Annotated in this window: 15 protein-coding genes; 13 read left to right on the forward strand and 2 right to left on the reverse strand. The window is 48.3% G+C overall.

Annotated features, from left to right (window positions below):
* The first annotated feature begins 15 nt into the window (after nt 1-15).
* The 5 genes from QP794_RS07390 to QP794_RS07410 all read left to right on the forward strand — a co-directional run bounded on the left by QP794_RS07390 (nt 16) and on the right by QP794_RS07410 (nt 5,422).
* Nucleotides 16-1,254 (forward strand): extracellular solute-binding protein, encoded by a 1,239-nt coding sequence (locus QP794_RS07390; RefSeq protein ID WP_285075627.1) that lies wholly within the window; start codon nt 16-18, stop codon nt 1,252-1,254.
* A gap of 27 nt (nt 1,255-1,281) precedes the next feature.
* The gene (locus tag QP794_RS07395; protein WP_285075628.1) at nt 1,282-2,562 is read left to right on the forward strand and encodes an alpha-L-fucosidase; all 1,281 of its coding nucleotides are present in this window, start codon (nt 1,282-1,284) and stop codon (nt 2,560-2,562) included.
* A 150-nt stretch (nt 2,563-2,712) separates the two neighbouring features.
* The gene (locus QP794_RS07400; RefSeq protein ID WP_285075629.1) at nt 2,713-4,395 is read left to right on the forward strand and encodes an extracellular solute-binding protein; all 1,683 of its coding nucleotides are present in this window, start codon (nt 2,713-2,715) and stop codon (nt 4,393-4,395) included.
* A 67-nt stretch (nt 4,396-4,462) separates the two neighbouring features.
* Nucleotides 4,463-4,639 (forward strand): hypothetical protein, encoded by a 177-nt coding sequence (locus tag QP794_RS07405; protein WP_285075630.1) that lies wholly within the window; start codon nt 4,463-4,465, stop codon nt 4,637-4,639.
* Nucleotides 4,640-4,657: 18 nt separating this feature from the next.
* Complete coding sequence (locus QP794_RS07410) at nt 4,658-5,422, forward strand: alpha-L-fucosidase (protein WP_285075631.1); 765 nt, start codon at nt 4,658-4,660, stop codon at nt 5,420-5,422.
* A gap of 101 nt (nt 5,423-5,523) precedes the next feature.
* Here the strand turns inward: QP794_RS07410 and QP794_RS07415 are convergent, their stop codons facing one another.
* The gene (locus QP794_RS07415) at nt 5,524-7,164 is read right to left on the reverse strand and encodes a response regulator (RefSeq protein WP_285075632.1); all 1,641 of its coding nucleotides are present in this window, start codon (nt 7,162-7,164) and stop codon (nt 5,524-5,526) included.
* Complete coding sequence (locus QP794_RS07420; RefSeq protein WP_285075633.1) at nt 7,161-8,906, reverse strand: sensor histidine kinase; 1,746 nt, start codon at nt 8,904-8,906, stop codon at nt 7,161-7,163. Before QP794_RS07420 ends, QP794_RS07415 begins: the two co-directional genes overlap by 4 nt.
* Nucleotides 8,907-9,020: 114 nt before the next feature.
* On the opposite strand from QP794_RS07420, the gene QP794_RS07425 reads away from it, so the two are divergent.
* The 8 genes from QP794_RS07425 to QP794_RS07460 all read left to right on the forward strand — a co-directional run bounded on the left by QP794_RS07425 (nt 9,021) and on the right by QP794_RS07460 (nt 18,038).
* Nucleotides 9,021-9,977: an ABC transporter permease gene (locus QP794_RS07425; RefSeq protein WP_483311878.1), complete on the forward strand. Its 957-nt coding sequence runs from the start codon at nt 9,021-9,023 to the stop codon at nt 9,975-9,977.
* Between the two features lie 12 nt (nt 9,978-9,989).
* Nucleotides 9,990-10,868 (forward strand): carbohydrate ABC transporter permease, encoded by an 879-nt coding sequence (locus QP794_RS07430; RefSeq protein WP_285075634.1) that lies wholly within the window; start codon nt 9,990-9,992, stop codon nt 10,866-10,868.
* 65 nt (nt 10,869-10,933) lie between these two features.
* The gene (locus tag QP794_RS07435; RefSeq protein WP_285075635.1) at nt 10,934-11,713 is read left to right on the forward strand and encodes an SDR family NAD(P)-dependent oxidoreductase; all 780 of its coding nucleotides are present in this window, start codon (nt 10,934-10,936) and stop codon (nt 11,711-11,713) included.
* Between the two features lie 23 nt (nt 11,714-11,736).
* Nucleotides 11,737-12,834, forward strand: a complete 1,098-nt coding sequence (locus QP794_RS07440; RefSeq protein ID WP_285075636.1) for a mandelate racemase/muconate lactonizing enzyme family protein — start codon at nt 11,737-11,739, stop codon at nt 12,832-12,834.
* Between the two features lie 22 nt (nt 12,835-12,856).
* On the forward strand, nt 12,857-13,630 hold the full coding sequence (locus QP794_RS07445) for an SDR family NAD(P)-dependent oxidoreductase (RefSeq protein ID WP_285075637.1): 774 nt from the start codon (nt 12,857-12,859) through the stop codon (nt 13,628-13,630).
* Between the two features lie 29 nt (nt 13,631-13,659).
* A complete protein-coding gene (locus QP794_RS07450; protein WP_285075638.1) occupies nt 13,660-14,559 on the forward strand; it encodes a fumarylacetoacetate hydrolase family protein in 900 nt (299 codons plus the stop codon).
* Between the two features lie 37 nt (nt 14,560-14,596).
* Complete coding sequence (locus QP794_RS07455; protein ID WP_285075639.1) at nt 14,597-15,436, forward strand: NAD-dependent epimerase/dehydratase family protein; 840 nt, start codon at nt 14,597-14,599, stop codon at nt 15,434-15,436.
* Nucleotides 15,437-16,847: 1,411 nt separating this feature from the next.
* On the forward strand, nt 16,848-18,038 hold the full coding sequence (locus QP794_RS07460) for a glycine C-acetyltransferase (protein WP_285075640.1): 1,191 nt from the start codon (nt 16,848-16,850) through the stop codon (nt 18,036-18,038).
* Nucleotides 18,039-18,048: the final 10 nt, after the last annotated feature.

Raw genomic sequence — 18,048 nt, forward strand, 5'->3', positions numbered from 1 at the left:
TTCTTCTGTTCGACGATGAACGGTCGGACTATATTAATGTTGTCCATAAAAAATATAGGAGTGATTCGTTTGCATACCGTTGCTTTACGGGTTGCGTTGGTCGATGGCCCTTCTTATAGACCTCTATATAAGTGCATGGAAGAATTCGAGCGCATGACCGGAAATAAAGTCCACATCGCATACCGCGGCACGCATCCCGAGCTGAATCGGCATGTGAAGCAACAATTTGAAGCAGACGGGGGCAGCTACGATCTTATATCTACGCATACCAAGTATGCGCCTTCGCAGGCTCCCTTCCTGCTCTCTCTGGATCCTTTTTATGCGGAAGAAGAACTTTCCGATTTTGCTCCTTCGATTATTCAGCTTGCATGCGTTGATGGCCAGTTGAAGAGCGTCCCTCGTAATTTTGATGCGCGGTTGCTGATATACCGGACGGATCGGTTTCAGGAACTTGGACTCGCCGTGCCGCAAACATGGGAGGAACTGCGGGCAGCTGCCGAACGGGCCAAAGCGGCCGGGTATACGGGGTTCGTATTTCCGGGCAAAGAATCGGGCTTGTTCGGCACCTTCTTCGAATTGCTTATAAGCGAGGGAGGGGTACTGTTCGACGAACAGCTGCAGCCGGCTTTTTCCGGCGAGGCGGGCGTTAGAGCACTGCGTTTTTTAAAGGAGCTATACCAGCAGGGTTTGACGCCGCCCGAACTGACCGACATGCACTATGACGAGGTATCCGAGTGCTTTCGCAACGGTCACAGCATGATGGTCACCGACTGGCCGGGTTATTACAAGTTGATGGAGCAACCAGCCTCTCCGGTCTATGAACGGTACGGACTATCGCTAACGCCAGCCGGGTCGACCGGAAGGCGAGCTGTCTACTGCGGAAGTCATTCCTTCGCGGTGACGGCAGCTTCCCGATATCCGGAGCAGGCGGTACAATTGCTAAAATTCATGACATCGGCAAATACGCAAGCGATTGACGCTTTATATGGACATGTCCCCGTACGGGCTTCCATCATGCAACAAATGAAGACTTCACGGCCAGGCGCGCTGAATGCGCTGCGTTGGGCGCTGCTGGAAGAGACGATGGCGTCGAGTGTCGTGATCCCGCCGAAGTTTGCCGAGTATCCGCAGACCGAGGATATTTTGTGGATGGCTCTACGCGAATGCCTATCCGGCAAGTTAACGGAAGAAGAAGCATTGGTCCGGGCTAAAGACGAGATCGATAAGATCGTCAGCAAATATGCCAGCGCTTAAACTAAGAACAGAAATGGAGAGAGGATCATGAAAGCGACACATCCGGAAGCACAATGGTTTGACGAGGCAAGATTCGGTATATTTATCCACTGGGGTCCGTATTCCGTACGGGAAATTGAGGCCTCCTGGCCGCTCATGTCCGATCATAGCCAGCATATCGACGCGGAAACCTATGAAAGCATGGCCGACGAATTCAATCCTGCCCTTTACGATCCCGTTGAATGGGCTCGAAATGCGAAAGAGGCTGGAGCCAAGTACGTCGTGCTGACGGCTAAACACCATGACGGATTCTGTTTATTCGATACGAAAACGACGGATTACAATGCCGTCCAAAGAGGTCCGAAGCGCGATCTGATCGCTCCCTTCGTGGAGGCGGTGAGAAATGAAGGGCTTAAGGTGGGCCTGTATTTTACGACCATCGATTGGCATGATCCTGATTTCGCGACGATTCCGATCGACAAAAACATTCAGTCGCCAAAGCCGAATGTCTACGATCCAGCGCGGTGGTGGGAATTCCATAAGCGTTTTGTGGAGCAGCTGCGTGAACTGCTGACCCATTACGGCCGTATCGATCTCCTATGGTTCGATGTGCCTGGCTTCGGAGCCGACCGCTGGCGGAGCCACGAAGTGAAGCGAATGATGTTGAATCTGCAGCCTCACCTCATTATGAACGACCGACTTCCGGATGCCGGGGATTACGCAACGCCGGAGCAGTTCGTCCCGCTTCATCCGCCGGAAGAGTGGTGGGAAACCTGTATGACGATGAATCATCAGTGGGCCTATCACGCTGACCCTGCAACCTATAAAAGCCCAATCACCTTGCTGAACACCCTGCTGGAAGTCACGGCGAAAGGCGGCAATCTCCTGCTGAACGTCGGCCCTCGTCCGGATGGAACATGGCCGGAGGAGGCGGTAGAACGACTTCGCAAGATCGGGAGCTGGCTGAAACATTCCGGCGAAAGCATTTACGGAACGAAGCGAATTCCAGAGCATTATCCGCCATGCTTCTACGGACCGATGACCGTCAAGGCGAACAGCGTTTATTTGCATGTACGCGACCTTCCGCGTTTCCCGTTGGAGCTGCGCGAGCTCGGCGGAAAGGTGAAGGACGTCAGACTGCTTCGGACAGGGCAGTCGTTAGCTTATCGGACGGAAGTGACGGTTGGCTCCACCGGCGGAATCATGGGAGATCATCATGTGAAACGGCTGTGGATCGACCTGAAGCAGGAGGATTGCGACGAATGGAACAGCGTCGTGGCGGTTGATTTCGAAACGGAGCCCGTATGGCCCGTCTTCCTAAGAAATTAGGCAATACTTGAAGGAGATTTCGGCATGCTTATCCTGCTTAACCACCTTAAAATAGTTTAATCGCCGTTAAATCATTCTTCTGTTTGAGTTCATATCGTCAAGCTATATTGAAGTTGTGTTCAAACAAAACAATAAGATGGGGGATAAGCTATGCAGAAGAAGAAATCAAGTAAATTCGCGTTCTTGACAGCAGTAACACTTCTAGTGGCGTTGTTAAGTGCATGCAGCAGCTATGGCAATCAATCAAGCGAACAGGCTGCAACAGACCCGGCTCAACTGTATAAAAACGGTTACAGCGCTCCGTTCGAAAACGGTAAATATACCGAACCGGTTAAGATGACGACCTATGGCTGCTACGGTGCCGATACGAAATTTAAAAACAGCGACGAAAACTATGAAACGAACAACCCGGCTACAAAGTGGTTCAAGGACCATCTTGGTATTGACATTCAATATGTTTGGACATCCTTAAATGACAATGGTGCCTGCAATACCAAGATGACGCTGGCGATCGCATCGGGCGAAGAATTGCCGGATGTCGTTGCCGCTGGGGATCCGCAAATCGTCAGCCAATTAATTGAAACCGGCCAATTCATGGATGTATCCGAAGTATTTAATAAATTCGCTTCAGAAAAATACAAAGCGATTTCAGAGAAATATCCGGAAATTTGGCTGCAAGCTACAATGAATGGCACGAAGTATGGAATTCCATTGGCTAGCGACCCTTATGGCAACGATAATACGTTATATATCAGAGACGATTGGATGAAGAAATTCAATCTAAGTGCTCCGAAGACGTTAGATGATCTATCCCATATGCTGGATGTATTTACAAACCAGGATCCGGATGGAAACGGGAAAAAGGATTCGTACGGCCTGTCGATCGGGACAAAAGATGGCTTTGTTGCAGGTTTTGCCAGCACGGATTGGATATTTGGCGCTTATGGCACGATTCCGGAAACTTGGATGAAAGGTCCGGATGGCTCGCTTCATTACGGATCCATACAGCCTGGAGCAAAGCAAGCGCTCGCTACGCTTCGGGATTGGTATCAGAAAGGCTACATTGATCCTGAAATTGCGATCCATGATTCGTCGAAGGCAGCTGAAAGTGTTACATCCGGCAAGACCGGCGTGATTTCGGGACCTTATTGGCTGCCGATCTGGCCGCTCCCGGATTTGACGAAAAATGTGCCTGGCGCAACCATTGCCCCTTATCCGCTGCCAGTTGGACCTGACGGGAAAGCGGGACGTACGACTGGAAAGGCTCTTAATAACATCGTTCTCATCAATAAAAAATACAGTCATCCCGATGCTGTCATGGTATTGCTCAATAAAGGGTTGGAAAATAGCGATAGGGATAAGGGGTCGGACGTGGAGTTCGGCTTTCAGGAAGGGTACGACTACACGCTGGATAACGACGGAAAACCAATGAAATCAAACGACATACGCTTTGACAAAATGATGTTTAGCGGGTTTCCACAAAGTCCCGACCGCAATTTGGATTCGCTTGCCTACTTGTCGGGAGGAGGAGCGCCGCGCGATTCCTTCGATTTGGCGAACATGACGTCTCAGGGTGCCTTTAAGCCCGCCGCCGTCATCCAGTCCCAGCTCGATGCCGGCATCAAGAATGAATTTATGGGCTCTCCAACGCCAACGATGAAAGAGAAGAAAGAAGCCTTAAGAAAAATGGAACTCGAAGTATATACGAAAATCATCTATGGCAAAGAGCCGATCGAAGCATTCGACGATTTTGTCGCCAAGTGGAAATCTTCAGGAGGCGATCAAATCACCCAAGAGGTCAACGACTGGTACAAGGCGGCAATGGGTAAATAACATATAACAGTATAAAGGATAGCGAACTTATCGGTTCGCTGTCTTTTAAGATCTCGGAGGCAGACGAATGGATGAAACAAGATTAGCGGATGTTGAACGGCGAACAGCCTGGCTAAGGGATGGGCGATTCGGTATCATGGTACATTGGCTTTCTTCAACGCAACCCAGAACGGGAGTGTCGATCAAGGACTGGAACCGGAAGGTCGACAGCTTTCGCTTGGACGATTTCTGGAGACAGTTCTAATTTACGGGGGCCGACTATTTGATCTTCACGCTTGGTCAAAATACCGGCTTTTATTGCTCACCGAATAAGGTGCTAGACCGATTTATCCCGGATAGATGCTCCAGGCGGGACCTTGCAGGAGAAATCGCGGAAAGGCTTAAGAAATCGGACAAGCACTTCCTGGCTTACCTGCCTTCCGAGGTGGATATCTCGGATGAAGCATTGCGGACAGCTTTAGGATGGGAGATGGGAGGTAACCGGAAGCAGACGTTTCAAAAGCGTTATATGGACGTGATTCAGGAGTGGGCGCGGTCGTTAGACGATCGATTGTCCGGCTGGTGGTTTGATGGCTGCTACGACCAGCATCCATGGATGCGGACCGAGGATTGGGACAATTCGCGCTTCGATTACCCTTTATGGGTCAAGGCCGCCCGTTCAGGCAACTCAGATGCTCTAGTGACGTTCAACAACGGTGTTGGAAGTTTTCTGCCGATATGCGCGCAACAGGATTATACGGCTGGGGAGATGAATGAGCTTACGCATCTCCCTTCCGAGCCGATTACGTTTTATATGCAATGGCATGCGCTTACTTTTCTGGACTGCTTTTGGATACATGCCGAAAAGCCCGGAGAGATTGCACCGCCACGCTTTTCGGATGATGAATTGTTCACCTATGTAAGGAAATGCCGTATCAACGGGGGTGCCGTTACACTCAATGTTGGGATCTATGAGGATGGTACCATGTCGGAGACTACGGTTGAGCAGTTGAGAAGATTGTCTGTTTTTTTATCCAAGGAGCCCTGAGACGCTTGCAGTTACTCTGGAAGGCTGTTAGACAGGGAGAAGAGAGGGGTGCCCCTCTCTTTTTTTGAATTGAAGCAGAAACATAGAGGCTGTACTTAGAATCAACTTTTCTTGTTTTGACTGGGTTCCCGAAACTCTTGGGGAGTGACGCCATAAAACTGTTTGAACACTTTAATAAAATAAGGCGGGTGCTGATAACCGAGCCGTTCGGTAATTTCGTATACTTTTAATTCGGAGTGCAACAACATATCGGAGGCTCTCTGCATTCGTTGTTGCAGAGTATACTCGGTTAAGTTCAATCCCGTTTCTTTCTTGTAAATGGCCGACAGGTAGGCAGGATGAAGACCGACATGATCGGCTACCGTTTGCAACGAGATATCGCTGGCAAGATGAAGGTCGATAAATTCATGAATGCTTCGAATAAGCAACGATCTCTTGGTATTCTGTTCATTCTCGGATTCTTTACGCAGCCGGCCGAGAATTCGTACAGACCATTCTTTAAGCTGTGCCAAAGACTGGAATGTACGAGGATCGTACATTCGATCATAATCGTTACCCGCGATTTCTGACAGCGGTTGTCCAAAGTGGTGAGCGATATGAATGAATGTGGCCGAGAGGATATTACCGGCCTCCAACAAATGTTCTCTGGATTCGGAAAACCGCTGCTTCAGTTCTGCGAAAACATCCTCCAGCTTCTCCGCGCCCTGATCCCACAAGCCGGCTTCCAGGAGGTGGCTAAGTGTCGGAGGCTCATACAAGCGATGTATGCCGCGAATAGAGGATTGGTTTTTCTCATGCTCCTGCACAACGACAATGAAATCGTGCTCCATTCCGACATATTTATGCAACATGGAGAGGAGCTCTTGATACCCTTGTTGGATGCCTTCCGGAAAGCTTCGCCATGATCCGACAAGCACCGAAACCGTCCCCTTTAAATAATGCTCCACGTGAACACGAAGTTGCTCGACGTCCCGGATCAGCCATGAGGTAGCTTCGGATTCTCTAGATCCTGCGTGTTCGTCATTGAGAGTTACTGCCATAATAAGATAACCCAATGGATCCATACAGTACCACACGGAGAAGTGATCTTGGAAAGTTTCCTGAGCAATGTTGGTTAGGCTGTATTCGTATAGAGATTGACTGTAGAAGTCGGCAGCCGCGAGTTCGCCTTCAAGCTTGATTAGCAGAAGCGCAGCTGTACGATCGGTCTTAAACGGAAGCTCAAGCGTGATTAACTGTTTGTCTAAATTAACCAAAGCGCGCGATTGCGATTGAAGGAGGCTTCGCAATAAGTTATGACGGAGCAAAGGGATGTTTTCTCTTAAAGTATATTCGGCCAATTGCCGGATGTGGTTATCTTCCCACTCCTTCTTAATTTGGTCTATGATCGTTCGAAGCTTTTCGCAGAAGGCATGGTTAGCGACAGGTTTCACGATGTAGTCGACTACCTGATTCTGTATAGCCTGTCTGGCATATTCGAAATCCGTAAATCCCGTCAAAAAAATGCATTTGATATACGGCCAACGGCTTCGAACTTGTTCGGCTAATTCAATACCCGATATCTTGGGCATTCGGATATCGGTGACAAGCAGATCGAAGGGGTGTTGCTCCAGCGTATTCAATGCTTCCATGGCGGAGTAGGCAACCTCAACGACATGAACATCCAGCTGTTCCCAAGGAATCACGGCTTGCAGCGTGTCCACAACGGATACTTCATCATCGACTAATAAGACGCGTATCATATGGCATTCTCCTTCTTGTCTTTGATAACCCATTGAATGGTCGAGCGTAATCCCCCGAGAGGAGAAGCATGGAAAGAAAGTCCGGTCTCTTCTCCGAATTCGAGTACGATTCTTTGATGAACATTCCAAATACCTACTCCTGTCTTATCATCCAAAGGCTTCTGCAATTGGTCGTTTAATCGCTTGATTATCGTTTCCCCCAAAGCTTCGCCATTATCGTCGACATGAATGGTATTCAGCCCTTTCACGCTCGTACCGGTAATCTTAATGATCCCATAACCGATGTTTTGTTCGATGCCATGTACGATCGCGTTTTCTACCAAAGGCTGCAAGGTTAGTCTTGGAAGAGGAATGTCAAGCATGGTAGGATCAATGCTTATGTCAAAGCTCAGTCTAGGCATCCGCAGTTGTTGAATTTTTAAATAATGCTCGATAAATTCGGTTTCTTCCGCCACGTTGGCGAGACGTTTTTCAGTCCGGGTCGTATAACGGAAAAATTCGGCAAGGCTCACGGTCATTTGTTCGATCAGATCTTCTCTGCCCATGCTCGCCATGTTTTTGATAAAGTACAGGCAATTATAGAGAAAGTGCGGATTGATCTGAGATTGTAACTGGCGCAGCGTAGCTTCTTTTGAATGAATCTGCTCGCTTAAGACTTTATCCACAAGATCTTGAATTTCGGTTGCCATATCATTGAAGCGTTGATATACAAAATCGAATTCGCTGCGTCCGAGTGACGGAAACCTGACGGTGTAATCCCCTATCTGGACGCGACGTAAACCTTTCACCAATCGGGTAATGGGCACTTGAACGCTCCGATAGAGGAAGACCACCCCGACCAAGCCGAGAAGAACGATAAGAGCTATGCACATATAGAATAAATTCCGGTTAAAAGCAACGGAAGAAAGCGCTTCCTTTAGTGGGATATAGTCAATCAAATACCAGCCTTGAAGGCTTAAAGGCGTGGAGCTAACGAAATAGTTACTGCCATTAATCTTCATTTCGTTGTTCAGAAGGAGGCTTAATTCCGAGTGTTCCGACAAGGTGGAACTCAGACTTTTGATTTGGCTTATTTCTGCAGATCGATTGGTGATTTGGAGTTGACTTTGGGGATTGAAGAGGAAGGGATCCCCTTTATTATTCGATTTAAATTGATCGAGCATGGTCTTGATATTGTTCTCGGAGAATCCCACTTCGACAACATAAGACGAATTGTCGAGACTCCTATTACTTGAAATAAGTTGGGAGAGGCTGCGATAAAACCCACCCTCGTTAACATTAGTCTTCATATGGGGACGGTATGTCCAATTACGATCTACAGCGGTTTTTAATTCGTCGGGTAGGAGAGCCCGAACGTTGCCAGGAGTAATAACTAGCTTCTGCGGGGGGAAATATAAGGAAATTTCGTTCTTCCACTTGTTGGAATATGAGAGCAGTCCCATCTTCTCCTGAACCGTTGCAATGGTCTTGACACGGTCGAATATCTCGCTGTCAAATGAGATGACACTCATTTCCTTGACTGTAGGATCGCGTAAAATGTAACCCGAAATCATATTCAATTGCTCGATGTTCGAGTCGAGCTGTTTGGTAAAGAGGGACAAGCGAGAGGAGGTCGAATCTTCAATCTGTTGACGGATGACCTTATCGGAAACCTCGTTCGTATACGTATTTAAAGCTGCAAGAGGCAGCAGGAGCACGACGATCAACAAAGCTAATTTATAAAAGATCGGTTTTCTTCTCATCGCGAAATGCCCCCTCTCTTGACAGGCTTAAGATATTATAATTGCGCTTAAATGTTTCTTCTGTTATCCCCAACCTGAGCTCGATACAATGAGACCATAAAGAATGGATTGTCGATGGAGGGGACTTTAATAGTGAATGAACCGAGTATACAACAACTTGTACCCAAAAAGTCAATAAAAAGGTTTAGACGATTGTCCTTGTCGCCTTATCACGTCTTACTTTTCCCAGCCGTGGTTTTGACTCTGCTTTTCGCTTACTATCCGATGTTTGGGTTAGTCATGGCTTTTCAGGATTTTAAGCCAGTTCACGGCTTTATGCATTCCGACTGGGTCGGCTTCAAGCATTTCGTCGATCTGTTTCAGAGGGAAGACAGCATTCAAATTATTTGGAATACGTTAATTATTGCCGTTCTGAAATTGATTGCTAATTTGATCGTACCTTTCGTCTTCGCGTTACTTCTTAACGAAATCCGCAACAGTTCGCTTAAGAAGATTATCCAGACAACGGTTTACTTGCCGCATTTCCTATCTTGGGTAATCCTCGGCGGAATTCTGACCGACATCTTGTCCGTTCACGGATTAATAAATCAACTGATTGAATGGTTTGGGGTTAAGCCTATTCAATTCCTGGGAGACGGAAATTGGTTTCGGGCGACCGCTGTTGTCAGCGACGTTTGGAAGGAATTCGGGTTCGGTACGATCGTTTTCTTGGCAGCAATAACAGGTATCAATCCCTCTTTGTACGAGGCTGCCGAAATGGATGGCGCCGGACGATGGAAACAAACACTTCATATTACGATACCAGCAACAATGCCTATCGTGATTGTCATGTTTACCCTCGCGCTTGGAAACGTATTGAATGCGGGCTTCGATCAAATTTTTAACCTTTACAATCCGCTCGTCTATGACAAAGGCGATATCATCGATACTTTCGTCTATCGTGTCGGCCTTATCAACGGAAGCTTCAGCTTCGCGACGGCAGTTGGGTTGTTTAAGTCCGTGATCAGTTTCGTGTTGATCGTGTCGGCTTACTGGATCGCTTATAAAAAAGCGAATTATCGTGTGTTTTAGGAGGGTATTGGATTGTACCATAAATCATTGTCTTATCGCATCAGTTATTCGATTATCGTTACTGTTCTTTGTCTGATGGCACTGCTGTGTGTCCTGCCCATGTTTCATATTCTCGCGGTCTCGTTTAGCGGCAAAGCGCCTACCAGTGCGAACCTGGTCCGCTTCTGGCCGATAGATTTTACACTTGACGCCTATTACAAGACTTTCGGCAACGCGCAATTCGGCAGAGCTTTATATATTTCGGTTATCCGGACGATTGGCGGCGTAGTGATCGGCATGATCCTCTGCCTCATTACTGCCTACCCTTTATCCAAACCTGCCGGTACTTTTCGGGGAAAAAACATGTATACCTGGTTTTTTGTTTTCACTATGCTGTTCAGCGGCGGACTCATACCGGTATATATCGTGATGAGACAGTTTCATCTGCTGAACACGATATGGGTGCTCATATTGCCAACTGCGGTAAACGTATGGAATATTATCCTCATGCTGAACTTCTTCCGAAATATCCCACGGGAACTGGAGGAAGCGGCCGTTGTTGATGGAGCTTCGCAATATCGGACGCTGTTCCAGATTTTTGTTCCTATATCAATGCCGTCCATCGTCACTCTGTCGTTGTTTACGTTGGTGGGGCATTGGAATTCCTGGTTTGACGGCATGATTTATATGACGCAGCCGAACAATTGGCCGCTTGCGACACTTCTTCAATCCATCATCGTTCAGGTTGATTTATCCAGAATGTCACTCGATCCTCATGCGCTCAATGATATCTCAGATCGAACGGTGAAGGCGGCGCAAATCTTCATTGGATCGCTTCCGATTTTAGCCGTATATCCATTCCTGCAGCGTTTCTTCATTAAAGGGATGGTAATTGGAGCAGTTAAAGAATAGTAGATCGCCTTTCATAAACGAATAGATCGTCGGTTGAGTTCACATTGTGGAATGGAGGAACTTCCATGTGTTTAGCGGATAAAACGGTAATAATTACGGGAGGTGGATCCGGAATTGGCAAGGAGTGCGCCCGAATGTTCGCAGAGTCAGGGGCATCTGTCGTGATTGCGGATTGGAACGAGGAGGAAGCGCAGCAAGTCGCCGCCATGATCAATGACCGGTATCCGAAGCCAAACGGGCCCCCGCGAGCGATCGCTGTTGGAACGGACGTGTCTAAGGAGAAAGATGTCGAGCTCATGGTGGCGATGACGCTGGAAACTTACGCCCACATAGACGTTCTGCTCAACAACGCCGCAGTGATTATGCCGAAGCGACTGGAAGATATTGAAGAAGCGGAGTTCGACAAAGTCATAGCGGTCAATTTGAAAGGCGTGTTTCTCGTAACGAAACATTCGATTCTGCATTTGAGACGGAGCAAAGGAACGATCATCAACATGGCTTCGCTGAACGGTCTCGTGGGACAGCAGCAAAATCCCATATACTCCGCAACCAAAGGCGGGATTATCGCCATGACCAAATCGCTCGCATTGGATTTTGCGGCCGACGGTGTCCGCATTAACTGCGTCTGTCCGGCCGGAGTCATGACACCATTGCTACAGGAATGGACGCAGAGGCAGGACGATCCGGCAGCGACAGTTCAGGCTTTGAACGACATGCATCCATTGGGACGTCCTGCGACTCCGGAGGAAGTGGCGCGGGCGGTATTGTATTTGGCAAGCCATCAATCGGCATTTATTACGGGAACCGCACTTCTTGTTGACGGAGGCGCCTCGCTCGGCTATTAAGAATGGGATGAAGGAGAGCCAAGATGAAAATCACCAAAGTGGAAACGTTTGTTTTGCATGTCCCGATCAATCCGCCAATCACCGATGCCATCAACGCGGCAACGCATTGGGGACTGGCTGGAGTGAGGATTTTTACGGACGAGGGGTTTGTTGGTTACGGATATACGGGTACTTGCGCACACGGAGACGATATGATCGTGGAGACGATCGACCGATACTACGCGCCGGAATTGATCGGCAAGGATCCTTTTATGGTAAAAGCGATATGGGACTCGCTTCGTTTTGGAAAGATGCATTGGATCGGTCGCGCCGGCACTACTCACATGGCGCTGGCAGCCGTTGATATCGCACTGTGGGACATCATGGCGAAGGCATCGAACAAACCGTTGTGGCAGTATCTGGGTGGCCATAAGGATAAGGGCATCAAGGCGTACAACACGAACGGAGGCTGGCTGAATTGGTCGAAGGAACGGTTGCTGAAAGATGTTACGGAAATCGTAGGACAAGGGTTCACCGGCGTCAAGATCAAGGTCGGCAAACCGGATCCCCACGAGGATTACGACCGGGTGAAGGCAGTACGGAAGGCGATTGGCGATAAGGTCATCTTCATGATCGACGTGAACCAGCAATGGAATATCAACACGGCCATGACATGGGGCAAGAAGCTCGAGGAGTTCGATTTGTTCTGGCTGGAGGAGCCGCTGAATCCGGACGACATCATGGGGCATAAAAAATTGGCGGACGAGTTGAACGTTCCCATCGCGCTGGGCGAACATGTGTATACCAAATACGCTTTCCGGGATTACATTCATCAAGGTGCAATCGAGTACTGTCAGGTCGACGTCACGCGCGTCGCTGGTATCACGGAGTGGCTTCAGGTGGCGGGACTGGCCGCTTCGTACGACGTTCCGATTTGTCCGCATGTCGGGGATATGGGGCAAATTCACCAGCATCTGGTGGCTGCGACTCCGGGATCAATTATGCTGGAATACATTCCGTGGATTCGGGACATCTTCGTCGAGCCGGCCACCGTCCGGAACGGCATGTACATCCTTCCCGAAATGCCTGGCGCGTCCACCGAAATCATTCCAAGATTTTTCGACGAATATAGGATTCGATAACGTAGAGTGGGGGGATTTCCGTATGAGGCTGAAGGGTAAAGTTGCGCTTATCACCGGAGCGGGTTCGGGCATCGGGCGGGCGACTGCGGAGCGGTTCGCCTGTGAAGGTGCCAGTGTTATCGTGAACGACCTGGACGAAGCCAAGGGAAGAGAGACGGTCCAGCAAATCGCATCGTCTGGCGGAAAAGCGTTGTTCATTCATGCCGACGTGACCGATGCCGACTCGGTCCGTTCTATGGTGGAGGAAGTGATCCGGACATTCTCCCAGATAGACATCTTGTTCAATAACGCAGGCATAAGCGGTGTAGGAGCAATCCATGAGATTGAACCGGAGGCGTGGGACCGCGTGGTCCGGGTGAATATCCGGGGCGTCTTTCTTCCCAGCAAATATGTGCTCCCTTACATGATGGAGCGCATGTCGGGCAACATCATTAACATGTCATCCTGCATCGCCGAAATCGGCCTCGCGCGCCGTGCATCTTACTCGGCGACGAAAGGCGCGGTGCTCGCTCTCACCAAGTCCATGCAGGTCGACTACGCCAAATACAATATCCGTGTCAATGCCCTTTTGCCGGGCACAATCCTCACGCCTTTCGTAGAACAGTACCTCATCTCCTCTTATGAAGATCCGGATGCTGCTCTCGCCGCCATCAAATCTAGGCAGCTCAGCGGCGAGCTCGGCAAACCGGAAGACGTGTCGAATGCGGCATTGTTTCTGGCATCCGACGAATCGAAATTCATGATGGGCTCGCCTCTCTATATCGACGGCGGCGTCATCTTCGGCAAAGACGCTTAACGGATTCGGAAAGGAAGTGGAAAATCTACATGAAGCTGCTTATGATCGATCGTAACGGGGAATACGGACTCGGTGTGAAACTGGACGACCGTATTGTAGATATTCGGGCGGCGCTCGAGATATGGCCGGATCCGAGGGTGCCATCGGACATAATGGACCTCATCGGCGGAGGCGCGGAAGCGCTTGCCGCACTGAAAAACTATTTGCGGCAGTTGACATCCTCTGAGAAGGCAGACATATGTATAACCTCCGAGCATGACATACAGTTCGGACCTTGCGTGACACGTCCGAATAAAATCATCTGTATCGGTTTGAATTACCGCAAGCATGCAGCCGAAACGAATGCAGCGATCCCGGAATATCCAATATTGTTCAACAAATTAAATAATACGCTGACGGGACATCTCCAGGACGTTCAACTTCCGGAACGGGTCAGCTCAGAAGTGGATTATGAGGCCGAGCTTGTGATCGTCATGGGAAAAACCACGAAGTACGCGGAAATCGACGAAGCTCTGGATCATGTGTTCGGTTATAGTTGTGTAAACGATTTGTCCGCCCGGGACCTGCAATTTAGGACGCATCAGTGGCTGTTGGGGAAGTCCTGCGATGGCTTTAGCCCGCTAGGACCGTATCTGGTTACTGCAGACGAGGTCGAGGATCCGAACAACCTGTACATTAAATGTTTGATAAACGGAGAAGTCCGCCAGCATTCCAATACTTCGGATATGATCTTCCGTTGCAGCGAGATCGTCAGTTATGTTTCTAGGCATATGACGCTCGACCCTGGGGATATCATTCTGACAGGTACGCCGGAAGGGGTCGTTCTCGGCTATCCGAAGGAGAAGCGGGTGTATTTAAGAGCAGGCGACGTGGTCACCGTCGAAATTGAAAAGCTTGGCAGACTCACGAATCGTATGGTAAGCGAATGAAGGGGTCGATTGCAGTGGAAAACGGGGGGACCGTAAAATGAACATTTTGGTTACCGGTGCAAGCGGCTTTATCGGCAAAAAATTGGTTCACCGTCTGTCAGACCGCCATACAGTCATTTGTTTGTCGCGGCATCCTGTAAATGAAAACGTAACGTTCGTTCGGGGATCTTTTGATCGTTTTGAAGATTTGGAAGGGTTGGACCCCTATCGGATCGATGCGGTCATTCACTTGGCTTCTGTTACCGGCGGCTGCACGGAAGAGGACGGACTGGCAGTCAATGTTCTCGGTACGAGAAGGCTTTACCGGTACTTGCTTGGTCGCGGGTGCCGTAAATTCGTGACCGCGAGTTCCATTGCCGCCGCGGGCAGCCTGAGCGATGAATTTATTCCGCTTCAACTGCCGATACAAGATGATCATCCTTGTCTGGCAACGGACGCCTATGGGCTGAGCAAAGCGATGGTTGAGGAACTAACCCGTTATTTTTATCGGCAGAATTCGGACACGGAATTCATCAATTTACGTTTAGGGGCGGTGATGGACGACGATTGGATACCGTCTCGGATGAAGAAGGATGCTAAGTTATCGGTTCCGTTCGTTGTCTTAGCGCATGTGTATGCCGGCGATGTCATCGAGGGAATCGTGACGGTTATCGAAGCATCGGTCCGAACGGGCGTCAGAAATTATAATCTTGTCGGACCGGATATTAGCAGTCAAATCCCGGCGTCAGAAATTATTAAATCCCTTGTGGGCGATCAGTTCGACTTAGACTTTTATAAGATTCCGGGCCATGAATTTAACCCGTTGTATGCGATGGATCGATTCATGGTCGAATATGGCTTTGAGCCTCTCCATTCAACACGTGTTGCCGACGAATAATTACAGTGAAAGTTCATTCAACGAAATGATTTCCAGCAGCAAAAAAAGAAATCCGGGCATTTTGACTGGATTTCTTTTCATTTTATCGGTATAAGTTCGTGTCCCGAGCCTAAGACAACCCAAGCTGAGGACAAGAACTTAGTCCGATTACCGAATAGGCATATATTTAAATATTTTTTCTTTTGTAAATCTAATGGGCAAAATAGTCTTAATATCCAGTCCAATATTAAGAAAATACAAATACGAGTGGTCAGTGATACGAACCAAAAAAGAAATGTGATGCTCTAGAAAGAGTACACAGAATTTATAGGATTTAATAAATATACCCGGGTGATATTGATATTCTGTGTTTTTACCCGTGTATAATCATCATAAAAGAGCTGTAAAGAAGGAGGGTATATATCTATGTCACTATCAACGAAATGATCTAGTAAAGCAGGTCCCATTGGTTCAGCAAAATACTGCGTAGGCAACCGGATTATAATGACATGGAATACGCAGCAAATGTTGAGGTCGACGGGGGGTGATGCTGTAGACTTTGTATGGGCGATTTGTGTCCGCGTACGAGTAAACGCTGCATTAAAAAAAGATCTACACCAATGTTGTAGGTCTTTTTTTCACCATTTCAAGGTAGAGCTGTTACTTCATTGGTAATATTAATGAGCGTATAAGTGCTTCGCCGTTGTCAGCCCTTCGCGATGCTGACGACACCTTCATTGATATTCCATTGGGACTGCTGCATGATTTTTTTTGCTAAGGCAGTATCCCTTTGCGCAAGGGCTTGAAAAATAGCTTCGTTCAAGGAATGCGTGCGTGTCGGGGCTGCGCGACAATGTGTTGCCGCCGATGGTGTCGAACACGAGATCGACTCCGCGGCCACCCGTTTCTCGCATGAAGGCGTCGACATTTTTCGGAAGAAACGAGTGTCTATTATATTGAAGAGGCAGCTTTTGCTACAGGCGAACATGATGATCCGAACAGCGCTGTTGGCATGGGTAATGCTAGCACCTTAAGGAGTTTGTAGCTATGGAACTATAGTGGTCAGGAGAGCTTAACCTCGGCAAGCGCTTCCGTGCGGAGTCATCTCATTGCGTTTGCCGCGGAAGAATCCCGTTTGAACCGGGGTAAATCGATTAATTTAAAGGAATAAGCAAAAGAAATAATGGCTGTACAAGAAGTTACCGAGCAGCAAAAGATATAAGCAAAGATTTAGTAGCGATTGCTTCCGGGGATAGGGGAAGCAATCGCTATGTTTTTTTGCGGATATTTTTATTTTTTGTCCGCCACATGTGTACAAAAAATAAAAAAGATGATACATTGAAATTAGTTTAATTCCTTTATATAACAGGCTTTTTTGGAGAAATACTATGTCTCCTGTACGAGGACATACGTATATCGAGGAGGGAATGGAATGTCAAGTCAAGCATTGGACCAATTTTTAAGTTCGAACATCGAAGATCTAAAGACTAAAGGTCTATATAACGTCATCGATACGCTGCAGGGTGCAAATGGTCCTGTTATTCGTATCGACGGAAAGTCCCTAATCAATTTGTCTTCCAATAACTATTTGGGACTGGCAACAGATTACCGCCTGATTGATGCTTCAGTTAAGGCGTCGCAGACATACGGGGCAGGCGCAGGGGCTGTGAGAACAATTAATGGTACGATGGATCTTCATATTGAGCTTGAAGAAAAACTGGCCCGTTTCAAAAAAACGGAAGCCGTTATCGTGTATCAATCGGGATTTAACTGCAATATGGCTGCTATATCCGCGGTAATGGACCAGCATGATGCGATTTTATCCGATGAGCTGAACCACGCTTCGATTATTGATGGCTGCCGCCTGTCGAGAGCCAAAGTGATTCGCTTTAAGCATTCGGATATGAATGATTTAAGACAGCAGGCGAAAGATGCCAAGGAATCCGGTCAGTACCATAAAATTATGGTCATCACCGACGGGGTTTTCTCCATGGATGGTGATATAGCAAAGCTGCCCGAAATCGTGAAAATAGCAGAAGAATTCGATCTGATTACTTATGTGGATGATGCCCACGGTTCGGGCGTTCTCGGTGCAGGTGCGGGAACCGTGAAACATTTTGGATTGTCCGACCGCATTGACTTTCAAATTGGTACTCTTTCCAAGGCGATCGGCGTTGTCGGCGGTTATGTGGCGGGTAAAAAACAACTGATCGAATGGTTGAAGCTGAGAAGCCGTCCGTTTCTGTTCTCGACATCGCTACCTCCGGCTGCAATCGCTTCTTGCAGCGCTTCTGTCGACATTTTGATGAATGACAAAGAGCTGATCGAGAAGCTGTGGGAGAACGGCAATGATTTGAAAAATGGCTTGAGCCGACTTGGATATAATGTAGGCCAAAGCGAAACGCCGATCACACCTTGTATCATTGGCGATGAAGTAACCACCCAACAGTTCAGCAAACGGCTCTATGAGGAAGGTGTTTACGCCAAGGCAATCGTGTTTCCGACGGTTCCCAAAGGAACCGGAAGAATACGCAACATGCCGACAGCTGCCCATACCAAGGAGATGCTCGACCAGGTGATCTCCGTTTATGAGAAAGTTGGCAAGGAAATGAAGCTGATTTAGCTGCATTCGC

Origin of the sequence: Paenibacillus sp. UMB7766-LJ446, from assembly GCF_030226665.1 — a bacterium.
Classification (GTDB): domain Bacteria; phylum Bacillota; class Bacilli; order Paenibacillales; family Paenibacillaceae; genus Paenibacillus; species Paenibacillus vandeheii.

Excerpts from the sequence above, each read along its gene's own strand:
- QP794_RS07460 (WP_285075640.1), top strand. The coding sequence starts at position 16,848 with ATGTCAAGTCAAGCATTGGACCAATTTTTAAGTTCGAACATCGAAGAT.
- QP794_RS07425 (WP_483311878.1), top strand. The coding sequence starts at position 9,021 with ATGGAGGGGACTTTAATAGTGAATGAACCGAGTATACAACAACTTGTA.
- QP794_RS07440 (WP_285075636.1), top strand. The coding sequence starts at position 11,737 with ATGAAAATCACCAAAGTGGAAACGTTTGTTTTGCATGTCCCGATCAAT.
- QP794_RS07450 (WP_285075638.1), top strand. The coding sequence starts at position 13,660 with ATGAAGCTGCTTATGATCGATCGTAACGGGGAATACGGACTCGGTGTG.
- QP794_RS07405 (WP_285075630.1), top strand. The coding sequence starts at position 4,463 with ATGGATGAAACAAGATTAGCGGATGTTGAACGGCGAACAGCCTGGCTA.
- QP794_RS07390 (WP_285075627.1), top strand. The coding sequence starts at position 16 with ATGAACGGTCGGACTATATTAATGTTGTCCATAAAAAATATAGGAGTG.
- QP794_RS07420 (WP_285075633.1), bottom strand. The coding sequence starts at position 8,906 with ATGAGAAGAAAACCGATCTTTTATAAATTAGCTTTGTTGATCGTCGTG.
- QP794_RS07395 (WP_285075628.1), top strand. The coding sequence starts at position 1,282 with ATGAAAGCGACACATCCGGAAGCACAATGGTTTGACGAGGCAAGATTC.
- QP794_RS07435 (WP_285075635.1), top strand. The coding sequence starts at position 10,934 with ATGTGTTTAGCGGATAAAACGGTAATAATTACGGGAGGTGGATCCGGA.
- QP794_RS07455 (WP_285075639.1), top strand. The coding sequence starts at position 14,597 with ATGAACATTTTGGTTACCGGTGCAAGCGGCTTTATCGGCAAAAAATTG.
- QP794_RS07445 (WP_285075637.1), top strand. The coding sequence starts at position 12,857 with ATGAGGCTGAAGGGTAAAGTTGCGCTTATCACCGGAGCGGGTTCGGGC.
- QP794_RS07415 (WP_285075632.1), bottom strand. The coding sequence starts at position 7,164 with ATGATACGCGTCTTATTAGTCGATGATGAAGTATCCGTTGTGGACACG.
- QP794_RS07400 (WP_285075629.1), top strand. The coding sequence starts at position 2,713 with ATGCAGAAGAAGAAATCAAGTAAATTCGCGTTCTTGACAGCAGTAACA.